The sequence below is a fragment of the Shouchella miscanthi genome, assembly GCF_007725405.1.
Classification (GTDB): Bacteria; Bacillota; Bacilli; order Bacillales; family Bacillaceae_D; genus Shouchella; species Shouchella hunanensis.
This window is the reverse complement of the sequence record NZ_CP042163.1, coordinates 2,373,084-2,391,386: the sequence shown is the minus strand read 5'-3', so window position 1 is coordinate 2,391,386 and position 18,303 is coordinate 2,373,084. Positions and strand designations below refer to the sequence as shown.

Below are 18,303 nucleotides of genomic sequence, written 5' to 3'. Positions count from 1 at the left end.
ACTGTAACAAAAGTGGCTTGTGAAGATCGAGAGAAACTAATTCATTGGGGAAAGCAATATGGCTTAAAGAAAGAGTGGATTCATCAGCGAGATGAACTTTCCCACTTTGATTTATTAGGGGAGACGCAAGAAGCCATTTTGCAGAGCGAAGGGTTATTAACACAGCTTTCTCAATTCAACAAACGGATGGAGTGTGCACAAATGGACGTTAACCAAGATCGTATTCGAAAAGACTTATTCTCAAAAGAGACCATTGATCCAACAGAAGAGATTCGAAAACGAGTTGAATTCCTTAAATCATACGCAATCAAAACGGGAACAAAAGGCTATGTGCTTGGCATATCTGGAGGTCAAGACTCGACTCTTGCAGCAAAACTTGCGCAACTAGCTGTAACGGAACTACGAGAAGAGGAACAAGACGAAAGCTATCAATTTTATGCAGTTCGCTTGCCTTATGGAGAGCAGCATGATGAAGATGATGCCCAGCTTGCTCTTTCTTATATTGAAGCAGATCAAGTTCTAACAGTGAATATAAAAGGTGCTGTTGAAGCATCGGTTGAAGCTTTTCAAGCAGCGACACAGTCTCAATTATCAACATTCTTAAAGGGAAATACAAAAGCTCGAGAACGAATGAAAGTGCAGTTTGACCTAGCGGCTCATTACCGTGCTCTTGTTATTGGAACGGATCACGCAGCAGAGGCTGTAACGGGCTTCTTTACTAAATTTGGTGATGGTGCGTGTGATGTTGCACCTCTGTTTGGTTTAACGAAGCGCCAAGGAAAGCAGTTACTTGAAACATTAGCAGCACCAGAATCGCTTTATACGAAAGTCCCGACGGCTGACTTGGAAGATGACAAGCCTGGTTTACCAGATGAAGAAGCATTAGGCATTTCATATGAGCAAATTGATGATTACTTGGAAGGAAAGCAAGTAGACCAAGAGATCGCTCAAAAAATAGAGTCACGCTATGCTATGACAGAACATAAACGACAAACACCAGTCACGATCTATGATCATTGGTGGGAGTAATAAGTCTTATTTACTCTTTTACTAAACATATGTATGATTAACCAGTTCCGAGCATAGGGTAGAGAAAGAAATTTGTACATATGTTAAGGAGAGGGAACGTAATGAAAGGCAAAATCCTTGTATTATTAAGCTTACTTGCATGCTTACTCATCATTTTAGTCGTAACGTTAGGTGTGACGAACGATTCAACTGAACCAACGGCATCCGATCATCAGGATGAATCGGAAACGCAGGGATTAAATGGAGTGTACGTTACACTTAATGGTGTTAGTGTTTCGGAACATAGCGATACAGAGCAACTAGTGAAAGTAGATTTAACAGCAGAGAACACGAGAGAATCTAGTATTAGCTTCCTGCCGATCAATCTTACGTTAGTCGATGAAGAGCATTATGCATATAGTCATGCTGAGCGTATTGAAACAAAAGGAATTATTGGTGGACAATTAGAAAGCGGGCGCTCTGTTTCCGGAGAAATTGCATTTATCGTTCCAAAGAATACAGCGCTTGAGTTTGTTTACAGTGATCACTTTCGTGGTGGACAACTAGTGTTTCCACTGGAACTCGAGTAAAGCAAGTACGACTAGGCAAGATTGAAATAGGAGGCAAAGCAAAAAAGCGCACATGCGCTTTTTTGCTTGTTTTTCTTTTTTAACAAGCGCATTTGTTGAAATTAGAAAATTCTTACGGTAAGATTAATGAAAAATCGAAATGATGGGTTCGTTTAGGAGAGACGTTTTATGCCAATTAAAATTCCTGATCACTTACCAGCAAAGGAGAAGTTGTTAAAAGAAAATATCTTTGTGATGGATGAATCACGTGCCTATCAACAAGATATTCGACCTCTGAAGATATGTATTTTAAACTTAATGCCGACGAAGCAAGAGACGGAGACACAATTGATTCGCCTGCTTGGAAATACGCCACTACAAATAGATGTATCCCTTTTACATCCAAGTAGTCACCAGCCAAAAAATACGTCAAAAGAACATTTACAACAATTTTATAAAACGATTAGTGAAATTAAATCGCTAAAATTTGATGGCATGATTATTACGGGTGCACCTGTAGAGACTTTGCCTTTCGATGATGTCCACTACTGGGACGAGATGAAGTCAATCTTAGATTGGACGACGACAAATGTGACATCAACCCTTCACATTTGTTGGGGAGCACAAGCAGCTCTTTACCATCATTACCAAATTCGGAAGCGTCCATTAAATACAAAACTGTTTGGCATTTATAATCATACGGTGAACGTCCCAAACGTTAATTTACTTCGTGGTTTTGACGATTATTTTCTTGCTCCTCATTCTCGTCATACGACGATCCACCGACAAGATATAGAGGAAATATCAGAATTGGAAGTGCTAAGCTCATCGGATGAAGCCGGTGTTTATATCGCTTCTTCGAAAGATGGAAAACGTATTTTTGTAATGGGACATGCTGAATATGATGCACATACGTTGAAGAAAGAATACGAACGAGACATCAAGCAAGGTGGGGCATGTCAAATGCCAATTAATTACTTTCCAAATGAAAACCCTGAAGCGTTACCACCTCTTCAGTGGAGAGCGCATTCGAACTTGCTATTTTCAAATTGGTTAAATTATTATGTATACCAAGAAACACCTTACCATTTAGACGAATCTTAACGTTTTGATTTACCAATTCTCGTACATCCTAAGCGTACGGGAGTGATCAACATGTCAAAACGTAAACCAGATCAAGCGTCTTATTTGCACATTCATGAAGCGAGCATCTATTATGAATGGTTTAAAAGCATAAAGCCAAAAAAAGGAACCTTGTTACTGATTCACGGAATTTTCGCTTCAGTCACATGTTTTTACCGTGTTATTCCAGCCTTGCGTGAAGAGTATGATCTTATTTGCTGTGACTTGCCAGGCTTCGGTCGCAGTTCGAAAGGAAATGGATCCGTTTATTCATTTTCCGCTTATGCGGATCAGCTTGGGGAATTAATGACCCAACTACATGTAGATTCGTTTCACGTACTCGGGCATTCGATGGGTGGTCAAATTGCCCTTTACCTCGCTTACCGTCAGCCCGACAGAGTGATAAGTATTTCGTTACTTGCGAGTTCTGGCTATTTAAAGCCGGTAAAGAAACCATTTCAAGTTGCTACATATTTTCCTTTGATAGAAAAAAGTTTAAACTGGGTCATGCACTATCGGAAACCTCAAGTGCGACTCTTTTTGCAAGACGCTGTTTACAATAAACGGTGCTTATCCGCGGATATGATTGCCAATTATGAAGGGCCGCTTTCAGATCCATTATTTATAAATGGTTTAATCCAATTAACTCGGCAGCGGGAAGGGGATTTGTCGCAAGCGCAGCTTCATCAGATTCACCAACCAGTGCTCATTCTTTCGGGGATGGAAGATCCACTTATCTCCATTGAAACAAGCTATGCCCTTCATCGTGATCTTCATAATAGCCGTATACATGTTATTAAGCAATGCGGTCATTTACTTTTAGAAGAAAAGCCAAAGCAAGTGAATAAGAGAGTTAAGCACTTCTTACTCTCCGTTCATCATTAAAAACACTTACTTTCATAAAAAGGAGGCGATCTTGTGGACCCTCTTGATATTATGATGAATAAAGACCATGTGGTTCCTTATTTCTTACCTATCATTAGTGCAGACACACAGAAAATTATTGGTTACGAAGTGGAGGCATACTGGGTTGAAAACGATAAACCGATGAACGTAACTTGGTTTTTCGATGATCATGACATTCCAAGAGAGTATCGAATTGAAATGGAAGATCACTTGCAAGCCAGAGCATTTGATACACTGGAAGCGCAATTCCATACAGAAGAGCCTTTGACATTATTCTTTCATTACAATAGCAAACTATTAGAAGTTGATAATGGAGAAACGTTACTAGCGCGATTAACGAAAATGAAAGATAAGGGAATGTCTTTACACCAAATCGTTGTGATTATTGGGTTTGATCGCTCTTTAGAAGAACTAATTGATGTAAAGCATACGATTATGTACATTCAAAGCTTAGGCATCCAAATTGCCCTTGATGCTGAAGATACCACCACCTCACAGTTAGAATTTATTAGTCAGATTCGTCCCAACGTCATCCGTGTAAGCTGTGGCTTTTTACAAGAAAATGCCTTGCCTAGTATGTATAGTGATATTCACCATTCGCTTTCATCATTGGCACGGAAAATTGGTTCAACGCTATTATTTAATGGGATTACGTCTTTCGCCCAACTTAATTATGCATGGCGAAATGGGGGACGTTACTACCAAGGCAGCTATTTGCAAAAAGCGGTTCCCTCTAATCCTAACGAGCCAATAGAGCAAGTTCAACTCATGAAAGACATGAATCATTTTATAGCATTCGAGCGAAAGAAAGTAGAAGCACAGTTGACATTATCAAATGAACTTACGTCGTCGTTAAAACAAGTGTTAAAAGGAATACCTCAAAACGAGTCTCTTGATGGAATGGTATTAACCATTGCAAACGCGTTAACGAATTACACATTCCGTGTTTATATTTGTAATGAAAACGGGTATCAAGAGTCAAGTAACGGTGAAAAAGACGAATGTGGCAATTGGTATTTACGGACGGAGAGCAAGGCGAAGAATTGGAGCTGGAGGCCATATTTTCTTGAAAACATTGTCCGAATGAATGTAGAGAAGAAAGGTATTTTATCGGATCTCTATACAGATATTGATAAAGACGAGCAGATTCGGACTTACTCATACCCATTGTCCGACGCGCTCTACATCTTTATTGACATTCCGTATCGTTATTTATTTGACCAAAACGACTTATTATGAGGTGAGAGAATGGAGATTAACCTAACCGATAAAGCAGCGGCGCACTTAAAAGAGAAGCAATTTTCTACAGTTCGAGTGGTGGCTCGAGACACATATGAATGCAGTACGATGATTGAATTTTACTTACAAGAGGGAGTCGAACAGAAAGGAGATCAGAAGAAAGAAATAGAGGGAATAACATTTCTTTATGATGCCAAGGCTGAAGAAGAGATTGGGCAGACCATTAAAATCGATTTTGTTCACGCTCAAGGATTAAAGTTACTCGCGCCAAGAGGCACACTTGCTTATGCTCAGAAAGTAAAACCTCAGGAAAAGCGCTAAACATCATTAGCTATAGAGGCAGGGAACTCCCTACCTCTATGGTTTAAAAAAGCGACCGACTTTGGACACGATCGGTGTCACCTGTTGAAAGGTTTTAACAAACTGATCAACAGAAGACGCGGTTCTGGAAATATCAAATCGTCCCTCTGAATTCGTGAATGGTGCTGACCACGCACTTCTTTTTTTCGGTTGCTGTCCTTGCCATTGTGAAGGATGAACTTGCTGTACACCATTGTATCTCGGCTGATGTTGAGGTGGTCTACCTCTTCTTACCTGATCGTGTGGTGGGTGCATCATGGTGTGGGGATGTCGTCTTTGTTGGAACATTATTTCTCCTCCTTTTTAATCAATCGAAATAGGTTTTTCATTCTTTTTAATCGTGATTGTAAGTTGACCGTTTGCATAGTGAGCATGGATATCGGCTTCGCTAAAGGAAAATGGTACTGGAACACTCCGCTCACGAATGGAAACAGATTGCTGCTCAGACAGCGTATGCCCTTTTTCATCCAAGGTCGCCACTTGTTCTTTCTCTTCAATTGTAATCATAAGTGATTGGTAATGGCTGCGCAGATGAATGGCGTTTTTTTCAATGCCAGGCAAATCAGCAATAATGGTGTATGCTTTAACTGATTCTTCTACTCTTACTGGAATAATCCTTTGCGTAAAGGGTCGTGGTAAATGGTTTAACGTTTGTTGGAAAAATTGATCAATAGAGCCTAATAAATTCGGTTGCTGTCGGTCTTTTGAAAACAAGTTTTTCATGTATAACCCTCCTAAAAGGCTAGCAACGAGTTCAGATGGTTTATCATATGTGTAAGAAAGGGAAAGGTGATACGATGAATGTAGTCGATACTCATTGTGATGCGCTATTGAAGCTTTGGAAACGCCCGTCTCTTTCATTTGTAAATGGGGAATTGGACACAAGCTTGACACGATTGAAAGCTGGACGGGTTAAAGTGCAATTTTTTGCGATATGGGTTCCGGATGAAGTGTCAGAAGAAAATAAATTTTCTGTTGTTCAACAGCAAATCAACCATTTCTATGAGCGGGTCTTAATTGAACCTCGAATGGTTCACCTTCGTTCTTTAAGAGACATTGACCTTTTAAAAGAAGGAGAGATTGGAGCTGTTCTTGCCCTTGAAGGAATGGACGCAGTTGGTCACGATATAGGAAAATTGCATTGGCTCTATGAACAAGGTGTCATTTCCATTGGACTCACTTGGAACGGGGTAAATGCGTGTGCCGATGGAATTGGTGAAAGAAGAGGAGCTGGACTAACCCGTTATGGAGAAGAAGTTGTTGCATTAAACAATCGTTATCAAGTAATAAATGATGTATCACATTTAAGTATCCAGGCATTTTGGGATGTTGTCGATCTCTCTCTCCTGACAATGGCAAGCCATTCGAATAGCTATGCTTGCTGTCCACACGATCGCAATTTGCGTAATGAACAACTAACCGCACTCATTCAAAAAGATGCTTTTATTGGGTTAGTGTTTTTTCCAAAGTTTGTAAAGGATGAAAAGGGTGCAACGATCAAAGACTTACTAACTCACATTGATCACATTGGTAGTTTAGGTGGTATCGCCCATATTGGCTTTGGCTCGGATTTTGATGGCATTCATTTTCATGTAAAAGGGCTCGAAAATGCAAGCAAGTATCCTGCGTTGCTAGAACAATTAAGCCGCTACTATAGTGATCACGATTTAAACGGCTTTTTTTATCGGAATTTCTATCAGAAAGTTGTCGATAAAATTGACCCTCTTACATTTGATTTACAAAAATAATGGAAAGCGTGAGCATGAGCTAAACACTTTCAGCCTAGTAACCGATATAAAACAGAGATGACTATATGAGTACGGAGGCTGAATACCGTGGCACAACCAATTTTTACAACCCAAGAAAATGTCTATGATCAAGAAATTCTTGTCTTTCTTTTAAATAACCAATGGTATGGGTTAAATGTATTAAAGGTGAAAGAAATTATTCGACCGATGACCATCCATATGTCTCCAAATCAAAACACGATGGTCGAGGGTATTATCCGTTTACGTGATCAAGCTGTTCCTGTGTTAAATACGTATCAGCTCCTTCAAATAGAGGAGGAGTCGGCTAATTATTTCATTATCATTGAGCACGGAGACAAAACATTCGCGTTAAAAGCAACAGATGTATCAAAAATTGAGCGAATTCAGTCAAAGGATATGCATATTCCGGATGCCCTATCACAAGAGAAAGATGCATTTGTTTCGAGCGTCGTAACATTTGATGAAGAGCATATTTTGTATCTTTTCGATGTGGAGCGCGTCATTCATGTTATTCATCCTACGCATTTTGAAGAAGACTTTATTGAAGAGTTTCGCTTGGAACGATCTCGTTTTTCATTACTCCTTATTGAAGATTCACCGACAATGCAATTAATTATCACTGAAGCACTTCGTGATGCTGGTTATGAGCAAATAACCATTTTTGCAAATGGAGAAGACGCGTGGCACTTCGTTGAGGAACAAGCAGAAACTGTTGATTTATGTATAACTGATATTGATGTTCCGCTTTTGAATGGATTTGATTTCACAAAAAAAGTACGCAGTTTGCCATTAGAACTACCGATTATTTCGTTTTCTTCTTTACATGCCCATGTGATGTTGGAAAAAGGAAAGCAAGTAGGCATTAATGAGCATGTTCAAAAGCCAGATATTAAGCAATTGCTACACACGCTGGATACATACTTAGTTAAACAATAAAAAGACTTATCATCATGCGGTAGCTCGTATGATCGATAAGTCTTTTTATTGTGATGGAAGAGTAGGCTCAGAACTAGACATCTTTTGACGTCTGTTTTTTGTAGTCTTCTACTTGTTTTTTTGTAATTAATTTTAGTTTTGAAAATAAATAAACATAAGCGGTTGTGTTTTGTTTAAGCATCTTTTTGTCTCCTTTTTTTGCATACTATGCACAAGCATAATAAAAGTTGCACTAGGGAAAAAATAATGGTTTAAAGACACAATTGAACAAGATATTTGTATGGTCTTCATATTTACTGGTAAAATGAGAACTACAAAAAGGAGTGGGTGAAATCATGAATGTAGAAGTAACAAAACCAGCAATCAATTGGTTTAAGGAAGAATTTGGAGAAGAGACATCGCTAATTCCCATTCGCTTGTACGGGCGCTATGGTGGCTGTGGCTCATTACAGAGTGGCTTTTCACTTGGTATGAGTCAAACAGAACCTATGGAGCCAATGTTGCAAAAAGAAGTTGATGGCTTTTTGTTTTTTGTTGAGGAACAAGATCTATGGTATTTTAATGACCACTCAGTAAAAATAAAATATAGTAGAAAACATGATGAAATTGAGTTTGTTTACGATGAGGCGTAAAGCAAGCGTTTAAAGGAGTAGCTTAAATGAGATTTGGTTATGCGTGTTTGAACCTAACCCTTGAAACTAAAATGCGAACATGTCGTTTGCAAACAATGAGAAATGAAGGCATGGGTAAAATTAAAGAATTAACGATGCACAATTTGGATTTAGTTCAAGAGATGGTCAAATGGAATGAAGCAAATCACATTTCTTTTTTTCGCTTATCAAGTGAAATTATTCCGTTTGCAACACATCCTGAAATGGACTGGGTTTGGGATGAAGATGAGGACGTTTTGCAGCGATTAGAGGAAATCAAAACACTAGGGAAGAAAGGCAATATGCGTTTTTCCATGCACCCAGGGCAATTCACTGTACTGAATTCACCAAAGAAGCAAGTCGTAACAAATGCAGTGAATGATTTACTCTACCATGAGCGTTTCCTAAGCCTTGTTGGGGGAACCGATATCATTATTCATACTGGCGGTGCATATGGGGATAAGGAAAAAGCAAAAACAACATTTGCGAACACCTTTAACCAATTGCCTGCTGCCGTGCAAATGAAGATTCGACTGGAAAACGATGATAAGACGTATCACACAAGAGACGTACTCGACATTCACGAACAGTGTGGGGTCACCGTCGTGTTTGATATTCACCATGAGAGGTGCTTTCATACGAAAGAAGCTGACCTAAAGAATCTGTTTAAGGAAGTGTGTAAAACGTGGTCAATGAAGCCTAAGATTCACATTAGTTCTGGTCGCTCAGGCGAGGCAGACCCGAGACACACAGATTATATTCGGAGAGAGGATTTTGATTTACTTCTCCGTGTACTTGACGGTACCGATGTTGATGTCATGATTGAAGCAAAAGCGAAAGAAAAAGCGCTGCTCTCATTAAGAGAAAGCATTACGGAGGGAAACGAAACATGAAACAAGAGAGAGCAACATTTGCAGGCGGTTGTTTTTGGTGTATGGTTCAACCGTTTGATGAATTACCAGGCATACACTCCATTTTATCAGGGTATATGGGAGGGACCATTGATAACCCGACGTACGACCAAGTGAAAACAGGACAAACTGGGCACTTTGAGGTCGTTCAAATTACCTTCGATTCTGAGAAGTTTTCGTATGACCAATTATTGGAATTATACTGGCCGCAAATTGACCCGACAGATGATGGTGGTCAATTTCATGATCGGGGTAGTCAGTATCGAACGGCCATTTTTTATGAAAATGAGGACCAACGGATAAGAGCCGAGTCAACAAAGCAGAAGCTTCAAGAAAGTAATCGTTTCAAAAAGCCAATTGTCACAGAGATTTTACCAGCATCCACGTTTTATGTTGCCGAAGACGAGCACCAAGATTTTTACAAGAAGCAACCGAAACACTATAAACAAGATCGTGAAGAGAGTGGGAGAGATACGTTTATTCATTCTCACTGGAAGTAAGGATCAAGTGGATTTTGCTTCTTTACGGGCGAGGAGACTGTAAAAATCATGACTCGAAACCAAAAAGTCGTCGTGAGCATCGGATGGCTAACGCTAGTTGTCGTTGTTTTGTTACTTGTTGTAATGATTATTGCACAGACTTGGCGTTATACGGAAGCAGGTAAGGTTCCATTAAAGACCGGCGTCATTTTACATGCCGTTAATGAACAACTTCTCCCAGAGGGACTGTCAACGCCGTCTTTTTTTGTGAATCCTGTTGCGCCAACAATTAAAAGGGTTGACCATATACTTGAAACAAGTGATGGTGAACATATTGCAATGCGCTTGTATACACCAACACAACCAGGCCCTCATCCTGTTATTCTTTACTTTCATGGAGGCGCATTTATGGAAGGGTATGGAAATATTGATACCCATGATAACATTCTTCGTGCTTTAGCAAATCGCACGAACGCCATCATCGTTGCTCCTAACTACCGTTTAGCACCGAACTATTCGTTCCCTACCGCTATAAATGATAGTTTTGATGCCCTTGAGTGGGTATACGAAGAAGCGGTGGAGCTAGAGGTTGATAGGGAGAAAGTGGCGGTTGCAGGTGATAGTGCTGGCGGAAATATTGCTGCTGCTGTGGTTATGAAAGCAAATGAAGCAGGCTATTCTTTGACTAGTGGTGCGTTTTTATATCCATTAACAACATTTGAAGATGTTTCTTTTCCTTCAAGAGATTCGTATTCAAGTGGGTATTATTTTCTATCTCGGTCGGTGATGGAACGAGCTCGTGATGCTTATACACCGAATGAAGAAGATTGGATAAATCCATATGTTTCACCACTATTAAGTGAAGAGTTAAGTGAATTTCCAGAATCTCTAGTTATAACAGCGGAGTTTGACCCGTTAAGAGACGAAGGAGAAGCATTTGCAGAACAACTTTATCATGCGGGGAATCTTGTTGAGGCGGTCCGTTTTAACGGAACGATGCATGGTTTTCTTTCGTTTTATGAAGTGATGGGTAGAGCGGACTATGCATTGTCGTATGTAGCACGCTTTTTAAATAATTCATTTGAAGGAAATGAAACGACTCAAAAACAACCATTTTATGTAAAAAAAGAAGATAAAGGTGATAGCTTTCAAGATGAAGTGGAGGCCTATGGAATGAGTATGTATCTTCTTTGGCAGAAAATGGTTCGATTAGCTCAATAATTACTTATGGAAAAACAGACTTTGGCATGTGCCGAAGTCTGTTTTCATTATGAGAGGGGGCTATTTTTGGCGAAAGCAATAAAGGTTTCTTCCGCTTCATTCAAGCCACATGCCCCACATTGTATACGGATTATTGGCCCGTTATAATGCATATGGATAGGTGTAAGCTGCTCTTCCTTATAGGTTTCAAGTATTTCACCATTACGAGGGTCAAGTTTAACTGGTATTGCGTCTTGGCTAATTTGATGAAACCGCGTACGATTTGTTTTGCACTTGGGACATAAATAAGCATCTGTCATCAAAAGCACCTCCTTGTGTTTACTATTCACCAATTAAGGGTATTTCATGATTGCGCTAACAAGAAAGTCTTGGCAAAGATGTGTCTGCTTCGTAACTTTTTTTTGTCTAATTTATGATAATTTCTGTTCACAAGCAGTTATTTTCCCCATTCTTGATTGGAAAGTGGTAGGATGGAAGCATCAAAGTTGCACGTTCATTGTTTCACATAGTTAGCGCGCAATGATTTTATTATGCCAAAAGAAAGGTGATTTTATTGGGTATGCCATCCTCTATTTTTAAATGGATTTCGCTTGCGATGGTCGCTGTCTTTCTAAGTGGCTGTGGAAGTTTAACGGTACTTGATCCACAAGGGCCAGTCGCAAAGCAGCAAAGTAGCTTAATCTGGCTATCAATTTGGTTTATGATCTTTATTGTTTTAGTTGTATTTGTTCTATTAACGATCATGTTAGTGAAATACCGTGATCGCGGAAATAACGACAACTATGATCCTTCAATTGAAGGAAGTCACAAACTTGAATTTATCTGGACCATTATTCCAATTGTTATTGTAACAATTTTATCGATTCCGACTGTCATTACCATTTATAGCTTGGAAGAAGCCCCTGAAATAGAAGAGGTTGATGCACAGCAAGAGCCGCTTGTCATCCATGCAACAAGCGCGAACTGGAAGTGGATTTTCAGCTATCCAGAAGAAGGAATTGAAACCATTAATTATATTAATATTCCAGTTGATAGACCCGTTCTGTTTAAACTGACGTCAGCTGATTCAATGGCATCGTTTTGGGTTCCACAGCTCGGTGGTCAGAAGTATAGCATGTCAGGGATGGAGACCGAATTATTCTTGGCAGCAACAGAAGTTGGTCAATATGAAGGTCGAAACGCAAACTTTACTGGTGAAGGGTTTGCCGAGCAGCGTTTCACGGTAAATGCACAGACAGATGAAGCTTTTAATGAGTGGGTTGAAGACACTCAAGAAAACGCACCTTCTTTATCAGAAGATGAATACGTACACTTGATGGTTCCAGGTCATGCAGAAGAAATGACATTCTCTTCAACACATCTTGAATTTGTCAATCATGCTTATGATGCGACATACTCATTAGAAAAACGAGCAGAGCTTGGTTATGAAGCGCATAGCCCCCATTCTAGAGAGGGGAAAGCATTTGATTTGCCAATCTTATCTCAGCCAATTAACACAGATAAAACGTATGAAGTGGAGTTGGATGATGAATAAGATGAATCAAGCGCAAGAGAGGGGATATACCGTTGAGGTGGGATGAATTTATTGTAACGGGCGACCCGTTTATCCTAGCTGCGCAAATCTCTATCGCGCTTACTAGTATAATCGCTGTAGTTGCCCTCACATATTTTAAAAAGTGGAAGATGTTGTGGACAGATTGGATCACAACTGTTGACCATAAAAAAATTGGGATTATGTACATCGCCTGTGCGCTATTAATGCTTTTCAGAGGTGGCGTCGATGCCATGATGATGCGTACCCAATTAGCAGCACCAGAATTAGATTTCTTAAGTTCACAGCACTATAATGAAATTTTTACGACACACGGCACCATTATGATCATTTTTATGGCGATGCCATTTTTGATTGGCTTAATGAACGTCGTTGTTCCTTTACAAATCGGTGCTAGAGATTTAGCCTTTCCATTTTTAAACAATTTAAGTTTCTGGACATTCTTTTTCGGGATGGCACTTTTCAATATTTCTTTTGTTATCGGCGGTTCACCGTCAGCAGGGTGGACATCTTATTTTCCACTCGCGTCAAACGACTTTAGCCCAGGTGTAGGGCAAAATTATTACGCACTAGGTATTCAGCTGTCAGGTATTGGTACCCTTGCAACAGGGATTAACTTTATTGTTACGATTTTACGTATGCGTACAAAAGGCATGTCGTTGATGAAAATGCCAATGTTCACGTGGACAGTCTTTATTACATCGTTAATCATTGTTCTTGCATTCCCGGTTTTAACGGTTGCCTTAGCAATGATGACATTTGATTTATTATTCGGTACTCACTTCTTCACGCTTCAAGGTGAAGGATTAGATATGCTCTGGGCGAACTTGTTCTGGATTTGGGGTCACCCTGAAGTATATATTGTTGCATTACCAGCATTCGGTATTTTCTCAGAAATTATTTCAACCTTTGCCCGTAAAAAACTGTTTGGCTACAATGCAATGGTTGCATCCATTGTCGTCATCTCTGGTCTGAGCTTCCTTGTATGGGTTCACCACTTCTTTACAATGGGGAATAGTGCGGCTGTTAACTCATTCTTCTCCATTACAACGATGGCAATCTCTGTACCAACAGGTGTAAAAATCTTTAACTGGCTCTTTACACTACACAAAGGGAAAATACGTTTTACGACACCAATGCTTTGGTCATTAGGATTCATTCCGAACTTTGTTATTGGTGGTGTGACAGGTGTTATGCTTGCGATGGCAGCGGCTGACTATCAGTATCATAATACGTACTTCCTAGTATCACATTTCCACTATGTATTAATTGCTGCAACGGTGTTTGCTTGTTTTGCAGGGTTAATTTACTGGTATCCTAAAATGTTCGGTCATCGTATGAACGAACGTATTGGAAAATGGGTATTTTGGATCTTTATGATTGGGTTTAACGTTTGTTTCTTCCCGCAGTATTTCTTAGGTTTAGATGGAATGCCACGTCGAATTTACACGTATCTAGAAGGAGACGGTTGGTTCTCATTAAACTTAATTTCAACACTAGGTGCTTTTATGATGGCAGCAGCCTTCGCACTATTCGTGTATAACATTTATTACAGCTGGCGCTATGAAAAACGTGATACAACAGGAGATCCTTGGGATGGACGTACACTTGAGTGGGCAACATCGTCTGCCATTCCTCCGCATTACAACTTTGCGCATCAGCCAGAAGTAGTGGAGCGAGATGCATTTTGGGATATGAAAGAAAAAGGTATTGATTTAAACGCATCAACAGACTATCAAAAAATTCATATGCCGAATCATACATGGCTTGGTCCTGTAATGGCATTCTTTATGTTTGCTGCTTCATTTGCCTTAGTCTTTAGCTGGTGGATTCCTGCTATCCTAAGTGGTGTAGCGATCTTCGTTTGTATGATTATTCGTTCGTTTGATTACAACGATGGCTATTATGTGAGTGTTGAAGAGATTGAAGAAACTGAAAGAAAAGCGAAGGAGGCGTAACCGATGGCAGCAAATGAATCAATTGACCCGAATCAGCCGCTCGAATATCAATCGGCTGAAGGTAAAAACAATATACTCGGTTTTTGGATTTTCATCGGCGCTGAATTTGCTTTATTTTCAACGCTATTCGCTTCTTATTTCGTACTCGTTGACCGTAATGCATCAGCCATTACCTCAGCTGAGTTATTTGACTTAAACCTTGTATTAGCGATGACGTTCCTACTTTTAACAAGCTCATTTACAGCAGGAATTGCGATTCATGAAATGCGAGCTGGTCGTGTGAATCGAATGCTCATTTGGGTTGGTTTAACCCTCTTACTAGGACTTGGGTTTCTAGGATTTGAAATTTATGAGTTTGTACACTATGCGCATGAAGGTGCGACTTTATCTGCTAGTGCTCACTGGTCAACATTTTTCGTCCTTTTAGGTACACATGGACTCCACGTTGCAGTGGGTGTTGGTTGGATGACAGTGCTCGCGATTCAAATTAAGATGCGTGGTCTAACAAAACGAACAACGTCGAAGTTCTTTATTGCAAGCTTGTACTGGCATTTTCTAGATGTTATCTGGATCATCATCTTTACTGGCGTATACTTGCTCGGAATGGAGTGGATGTAATTGGCGAATCAAAATGAATCAACTTCCAATCATCACGGGTTTCCATGGCAGCACGTTGTAGGCTTTGCGCTATCGATTGTTTTAACGCTACTAGCCGTATGGGTGATGTCACAAACGAACCTTGCGTGGAGCGTGCGAGTGATTATTATCTTTGCCTTTGCTTTTATTCAAATGGGCGTTCAGCTCTTTATGTTTATGCACATTGGCGAAGGAAAGGATGGCAAATGGCAAATTGGTCACACAGTCTTTGCCATTGCGATTGCGGTTATTATTGTAATCGGTTCGTATTTTGTCTTAATGACAGGCCATTTGTAAAAAGAAAAAGCGGGACTCCTTATAGGAGACCCGCTTTTTTAGTTGTATTTATTCAGATGTACCTGTTAGCTGCTTTGTTTTACTCATAAGCAAAGGCGATGCGTATAAAATAAACGCAGCGATATGGGCAATAACAACATTAACGAGCACGGCAACGACAAACGTTGATTCAGTAATGTGGAATAAGAAGCCTTCGAATAAAAAGGCAATGGCTAACAACCACATGATTAGAATAAATGGAATGCTGCTGATCGCAATCTTTCTATGCTCTAGCCATAAAAATAACGGAGTGGCGCTTGCGACAAACATATAAGCAAAAAACATATCCATTGGTGTCACTCCTTCTATAGGATAGTTGTATGAAACGTATCATTATATTGTGTCTGATTTGTGTCTTTTTACTATACTATCACAAAATAGTCACAATTGGAAGCGCTTTAGAATTTATTTTTCAATGTTTTTCTTTTGGAAAATCGGGAATAAGGCGTTTGAGGTGAGTATGTGTGAATAGGTATGGTTTAATAGTAGAAGGGCGTGTTCAAGGTGTAGGCTTTCGCGCTTTTGTTGAGCAAATTGGACGGCATCACAATATGACCGGAACCGTGCAAAATTTGGCGAACGGAAACGTTCGGGTTGAAGTTCAAGGTGAGAAAAAGGCGTTTGCCATGTTTATGTCTGATTTAAAACAAGGAAATCATTTTTCCCATATTACAGATATACGGTCTAAAGAAATAGATGTGAAAAAAGATGAACGTCGCTTTCGAGTTGTTTATTAAAGAGAGAGGAAAGCGTGTAAATGGCAAAAAGAAAGCTAAATAAAGAAGATATTTTTGCGGCAACCGACGCTTTGCTAACGGAATCAGGCTATGAAGGATTTCATTTTAAGCCATTAGCTTTGTTATTAGATGTAGGCAGAAGTACAATTTATGAATACTATCCGAATAAGGAAGAATTATTAGTGGCATATATGTCTCATATTATGGAAGCGTTTGTTCAGGATCAAAAGCATATTTCTCCAACAGAGACGGTTTTTGTTCAATTAGAAAAACTTATTTACCTGTTCATGAAGCATGATCGAATTTTACTTGCCATTGATTTAACACCGCATATTGAGAAGAAAGCGAACGAGCGTGTTAAAGTGGTTTTAAAACAATTATGGACCCATCATCATCAAGTATTTGATTACATTCGCAAGTTGGTCACTGCAGGGATTGAATCAGGAGAAATACGTCAGGATGTACCTGCTCATCTTGTAGAAACGTTAATTTTCCAATCGATCTCATTGAATAAAGCACGAAAAACAGAATCAAAAGAAGCGTGGGCTTCGGCAATTAGCGAACTGATTGTTAAAGGCATTCGCTCAACTTAGCGTGAACATGAAAAAGAGTAAAGACACGTCTGCGTCCTTACTCTTTTTCGAGCAATTAAATAGCCCACTCACCATTGCGAAATACGGCTTCTTTCGTACCATCTTGATGAATGCCATCAATGTTCATCTCTGCTGATCCCATCATAAAATCGACATGAGTGATACTTTGATTAATTCCGGCATCTTGTAACTCTTGCTCGTTCATATCTTTGCCACCTTCGATATTAAACGCATAAGCACTGCCTAAAGCTAAGTGATTAGAAGCATTTTCATCGAATAACGTATTGTAGAAAATGAGATTCGTATTTGAGATAGGAGAACGGTGAGGAACGAGCGCTACCTCACCAATAGCTCGAGAGCCTTCGTCTGTCTCTAACAAGCGCTTTAGTGTCTCTTCGCCTTCTTCTGCAGAAAAATCAACGACTTTACCATCCTTAAAAGTTAGTGAGAAATTGGTAATTAATGTTCCGCCGTAATTGAGTGGCTTTGTACTTCCCACTGTCCCATTCACGCCATCTTTTTGAGCGGCAGTAAAGACTTCTTCTGTGGGCATGTTGGCCACAAAATCAACGCCAGCTTTACTTGTTGATCCACCAGAAGCCCAAATATGTGTTGCTGGTAATTCAATTGTAAGATCTGTCTTATCAGACGTGTAATGGAGAGCATGAAAACGCTTTTCATTTAAAATCACCATTTTTTCATCTAATAGAGCAAGATGATCCTGCCAAGCCGCTATTGGGTCTTGTTCATGAATACGAGTCGCCGCAAAGATAGCCTCCCAAAGTGCATCGATTGCTTCTTCCCCTTGTTTATCCGGAAACACTTTTTCAGCCCATTTTTCAGATGGAACGGCTACAATGGACCAGCTTACTTTATCAGATTGGATGTATCGTCTAAAGGTACTATTGGCCTGACCAGAAGCTTTATTTGCTGCTGCAATACGCTCAGGATTAATTCCTTTTAGCAAGTCAGGATCTAATCCAGCAATGCTTAAAAACGCTGCATTATGCTCAGCTTCTTTCACTAGAACATCAGCTTGCCATTGTGGAAACTCTGAGAATGCTTCTTCAGGTGCATGTTGATATTTAATTTTCGTCAGTTCCTCATCATTCCATTCAACGCGAACATGCTTTGCGCCTGCCTCATACGCTTTTTTTGCAACAACTCGCACAAATGCCGCCGCATGCATCGGTGTACGTATGTATAACGTTTGGTCTTTTTGAATGTTAATGCCGACTCGAACAGCTAGATCTGCATATTTCTCTATTTTTGCGTTAAAGCTCATTGTTTCACCTCATTGTCAAATTCGTGACGATCTATA

At 39.8% G+C, this 18,303-nt stretch carries 23 protein-coding genes; 18 read left to right on the top strand and 5 right to left on the bottom strand.

All coding sequences use genetic code 11. From position 1 onward, the window contains the following. Positions 1 to 201: 201 nt before the first annotated feature. From nadE to FPV17_RS12005, 6 genes are all read left to right on the top strand, one after another. Complete coding sequence (nadE, locus tag FPV17_RS12030) at positions 202 to 1,029, top strand: NAD(+) synthase (RefSeq protein ID WP_035397245.1); 828 nt, start codon at positions 202 to 204, stop codon at positions 1,027 to 1,029. 101 nt (positions 1,030 to 1,130) lie between these two features. Further along, the gene (locus tag FPV17_RS12025) at positions 1,131 to 1,598 is read left to right on the top strand and encodes a DUF4352 domain-containing protein (RefSeq protein ID WP_186370615.1); all 468 of its coding nucleotides are present in this window, start codon (positions 1,131 to 1,133) and stop codon (positions 1,596 to 1,598) included. A gap of 168 nt (positions 1,599 to 1,766) precedes the next feature. Continuing rightward, positions 1,767 to 2,681, top strand: coding sequence for a homoserine O-acetyltransferase MetA (gene metA, locus FPV17_RS12020; RefSeq protein ID WP_035397221.1), 915 nt, complete (start codon positions 1,767 to 1,769; stop codon positions 2,679 to 2,681). Between the two features lie 51 nt (positions 2,682 to 2,732). Next, positions 2,733 to 3,584, top strand: a complete 852-nt coding sequence (locus tag FPV17_RS12015; protein WP_144559130.1) for an alpha/beta fold hydrolase — start codon at positions 2,733 to 2,735, stop codon at positions 3,582 to 3,584. Positions 3,585 to 3,617: 33 nt separating this feature from the next. Beyond that, the gene (locus FPV17_RS12010) at positions 3,618 to 4,844 is read left to right on the top strand and encodes an EAL domain-containing protein (protein ID WP_144559129.1); all 1,227 of its coding nucleotides are present in this window, start codon (positions 3,618 to 3,620) and stop codon (positions 4,842 to 4,844) included. A 9-nt stretch (positions 4,845 to 4,853) separates the two neighbouring features. Next, positions 4,854 to 5,165: an iron-sulfur cluster biosynthesis family protein gene (locus tag FPV17_RS12005; protein WP_081762356.1), complete on the top strand. Its 312-nt coding sequence runs from the start codon at positions 4,854 to 4,856 to the stop codon at positions 5,163 to 5,165. 36 nt (positions 5,166 to 5,201) lie between these two features. On the opposite strand, the gene FPV17_RS12000 is transcribed toward FPV17_RS12005, so the two are convergent. Together FPV17_RS12000 and FPV17_RS11995 are read right to left on the bottom strand one after the other, a co-directional pair. Next, positions 5,202 to 5,492: a YppG family protein gene (locus FPV17_RS12000; protein ID WP_035397227.1), complete on the bottom strand. Its 291-nt coding sequence runs from the start codon at positions 5,490 to 5,492 to the stop codon at positions 5,202 to 5,204. Between the two features lie 15 nt (positions 5,493 to 5,507). Continuing rightward, on the bottom strand, positions 5,508 to 5,927 hold the full coding sequence (locus tag FPV17_RS11995; protein WP_035397229.1) for an Hsp20/alpha crystallin family protein: 420 nt from the start codon (positions 5,925 to 5,927) through the stop codon (positions 5,508 to 5,510). A gap of 74 nt (positions 5,928 to 6,001) precedes the next feature. On the opposite strand from FPV17_RS11995, the gene FPV17_RS11990 reads away from it, so the two are divergent. The 6 genes from FPV17_RS11990 (at position 6,002) to FPV17_RS11965 (ending at position 11,170) form a co-directional block, all read left to right on the top strand. After that, positions 6,002 to 6,952 carry a dipeptidase gene (locus FPV17_RS11990; RefSeq protein WP_144559128.1) on the top strand — a complete coding sequence of 317 codons (951 nt, stop codon included), beginning with the start codon at positions 6,002 to 6,004 and terminating at the stop codon, positions 6,950 to 6,952. Between the two features lie 87 nt (positions 6,953 to 7,039). Beyond that, positions 7,040 to 7,909, top strand: coding sequence for a chemotaxis protein CheV (locus FPV17_RS11985; RefSeq protein WP_144559127.1), 870 nt, complete (start codon positions 7,040 to 7,042; stop codon positions 7,907 to 7,909). A gap of 335 nt (positions 7,910 to 8,244) precedes the next feature. Next, a complete protein-coding gene (locus tag FPV17_RS11980; RefSeq protein WP_035397233.1) occupies positions 8,245 to 8,541 on the top strand; it encodes a HesB/YadR/YfhF family protein in 297 nt (98 codons plus the stop codon). A gap of 26 nt (positions 8,542 to 8,567) precedes the next feature. Next, complete coding sequence (uvsE, locus tag FPV17_RS11975; protein WP_144559126.1) at positions 8,568 to 9,452, top strand: UV DNA damage repair endonuclease UvsE; 885 nt, start codon at positions 8,568 to 8,570, stop codon at positions 9,450 to 9,452. Beyond that, on the top strand, positions 9,449 to 9,970 hold the full coding sequence (gene msrA, locus FPV17_RS11970; RefSeq protein WP_144559125.1) for a peptide-methionine (S)-S-oxide reductase MsrA: 522 nt from the start codon (positions 9,449 to 9,451) through the stop codon (positions 9,968 to 9,970). Before uvsE ends, msrA begins: the two co-directional genes overlap by 4 nt. A gap of 48 nt (positions 9,971 to 10,018) precedes the next feature. Next, entirely contained in the window at positions 10,019 to 11,170 is a 1,152-nt protein-coding gene (locus tag FPV17_RS11965; RefSeq protein ID WP_144559124.1) for an alpha/beta hydrolase, read from the top strand. 47 nt (positions 11,171 to 11,217) lie between these two features. Here the strand turns inward: FPV17_RS11965 and FPV17_RS11960 are convergent, their stop codons facing one another. Further along, positions 11,218 to 11,469 (bottom strand): hypothetical protein, encoded by a 252-nt coding sequence (locus FPV17_RS11960; RefSeq protein ID WP_035397015.1) that lies wholly within the window; start codon positions 11,467 to 11,469, stop codon positions 11,218 to 11,220. Positions 11,470 to 11,729: 260 nt separating this feature from the next. Between FPV17_RS11960 and qoxA the strand changes: the two genes are divergently transcribed. From qoxA to qoxD, 4 genes are read left to right on the top strand one after another with little or no spacing between them, the layout of a single operon-like run. Beyond that, positions 11,730 to 12,704 carry a cytochrome aa3 quinol oxidase subunit II gene (gene qoxA, locus FPV17_RS11955; protein ID WP_144559123.1) on the top strand — a complete coding sequence of 325 codons (975 nt, stop codon included), beginning with the start codon at positions 11,730 to 11,732 and terminating at the stop codon, positions 12,702 to 12,704. A 26-nt stretch (positions 12,705 to 12,730) separates the two neighbouring features. Next, positions 12,731 to 14,680, top strand: a complete 1,950-nt coding sequence (qoxB, locus tag FPV17_RS11950; RefSeq protein WP_144559122.1) for a cytochrome aa3 quinol oxidase subunit I — start codon at positions 12,731 to 12,733, stop codon at positions 14,678 to 14,680. 3 nt (positions 14,681 to 14,683) lie between these two features. Further along, positions 14,684 to 15,298, top strand: coding sequence for a cytochrome aa3 quinol oxidase subunit III (gene qoxC, locus FPV17_RS11945; RefSeq protein WP_060705378.1), 615 nt, complete (start codon positions 14,684 to 14,686; stop codon positions 15,296 to 15,298). Next, a complete protein-coding gene (gene qoxD / locus FPV17_RS11940; RefSeq protein ID WP_035397013.1) occupies positions 15,299 to 15,613 on the top strand; it encodes a cytochrome aa3 quinol oxidase subunit IV in 315 nt (104 codons plus the stop codon). Positions 15,614 to 15,661: 48 nt separating this feature from the next. Here the strand turns inward: qoxD and FPV17_RS11935 are convergent, their stop codons facing one another. Next, positions 15,662 to 15,943 (bottom strand): spore morphogenesis/germination protein YwcE, encoded by a 282-nt coding sequence (locus FPV17_RS11935; protein ID WP_035397011.1) that lies wholly within the window; start codon positions 15,941 to 15,943, stop codon positions 15,662 to 15,664. 173 nt (positions 15,944 to 16,116) lie between these two features. On the opposite strand from FPV17_RS11935, the gene FPV17_RS11930 reads away from it, so the two are divergent. Both FPV17_RS11930 and FPV17_RS11925 read left to right on the top strand, forming a co-directional pair. Beyond that, positions 16,117 to 16,389, top strand: a complete 273-nt coding sequence (locus FPV17_RS11930) for an acylphosphatase (RefSeq protein WP_144559121.1) — start codon at positions 16,117 to 16,119, stop codon at positions 16,387 to 16,389. Between the two features lie 20 nt (positions 16,390 to 16,409). Further along, entirely contained in the window at positions 16,410 to 16,982 is a 573-nt protein-coding gene (locus tag FPV17_RS11925) for a TetR/AcrR family transcriptional regulator (RefSeq protein ID WP_052008172.1), read from the top strand. A 55-nt stretch (positions 16,983 to 17,037) separates the two neighbouring features. Here FPV17_RS11925 and FPV17_RS11920 read toward each other — a convergent pair whose 3' ends face one another. Next, positions 17,038 to 18,267, bottom strand: a complete 1,230-nt coding sequence (locus tag FPV17_RS11920) for an aminopeptidase (RefSeq protein WP_144559120.1) — start codon at positions 18,265 to 18,267, stop codon at positions 17,038 to 17,040. Positions 18,268 to 18,303: the final 36 nt, after the last annotated feature.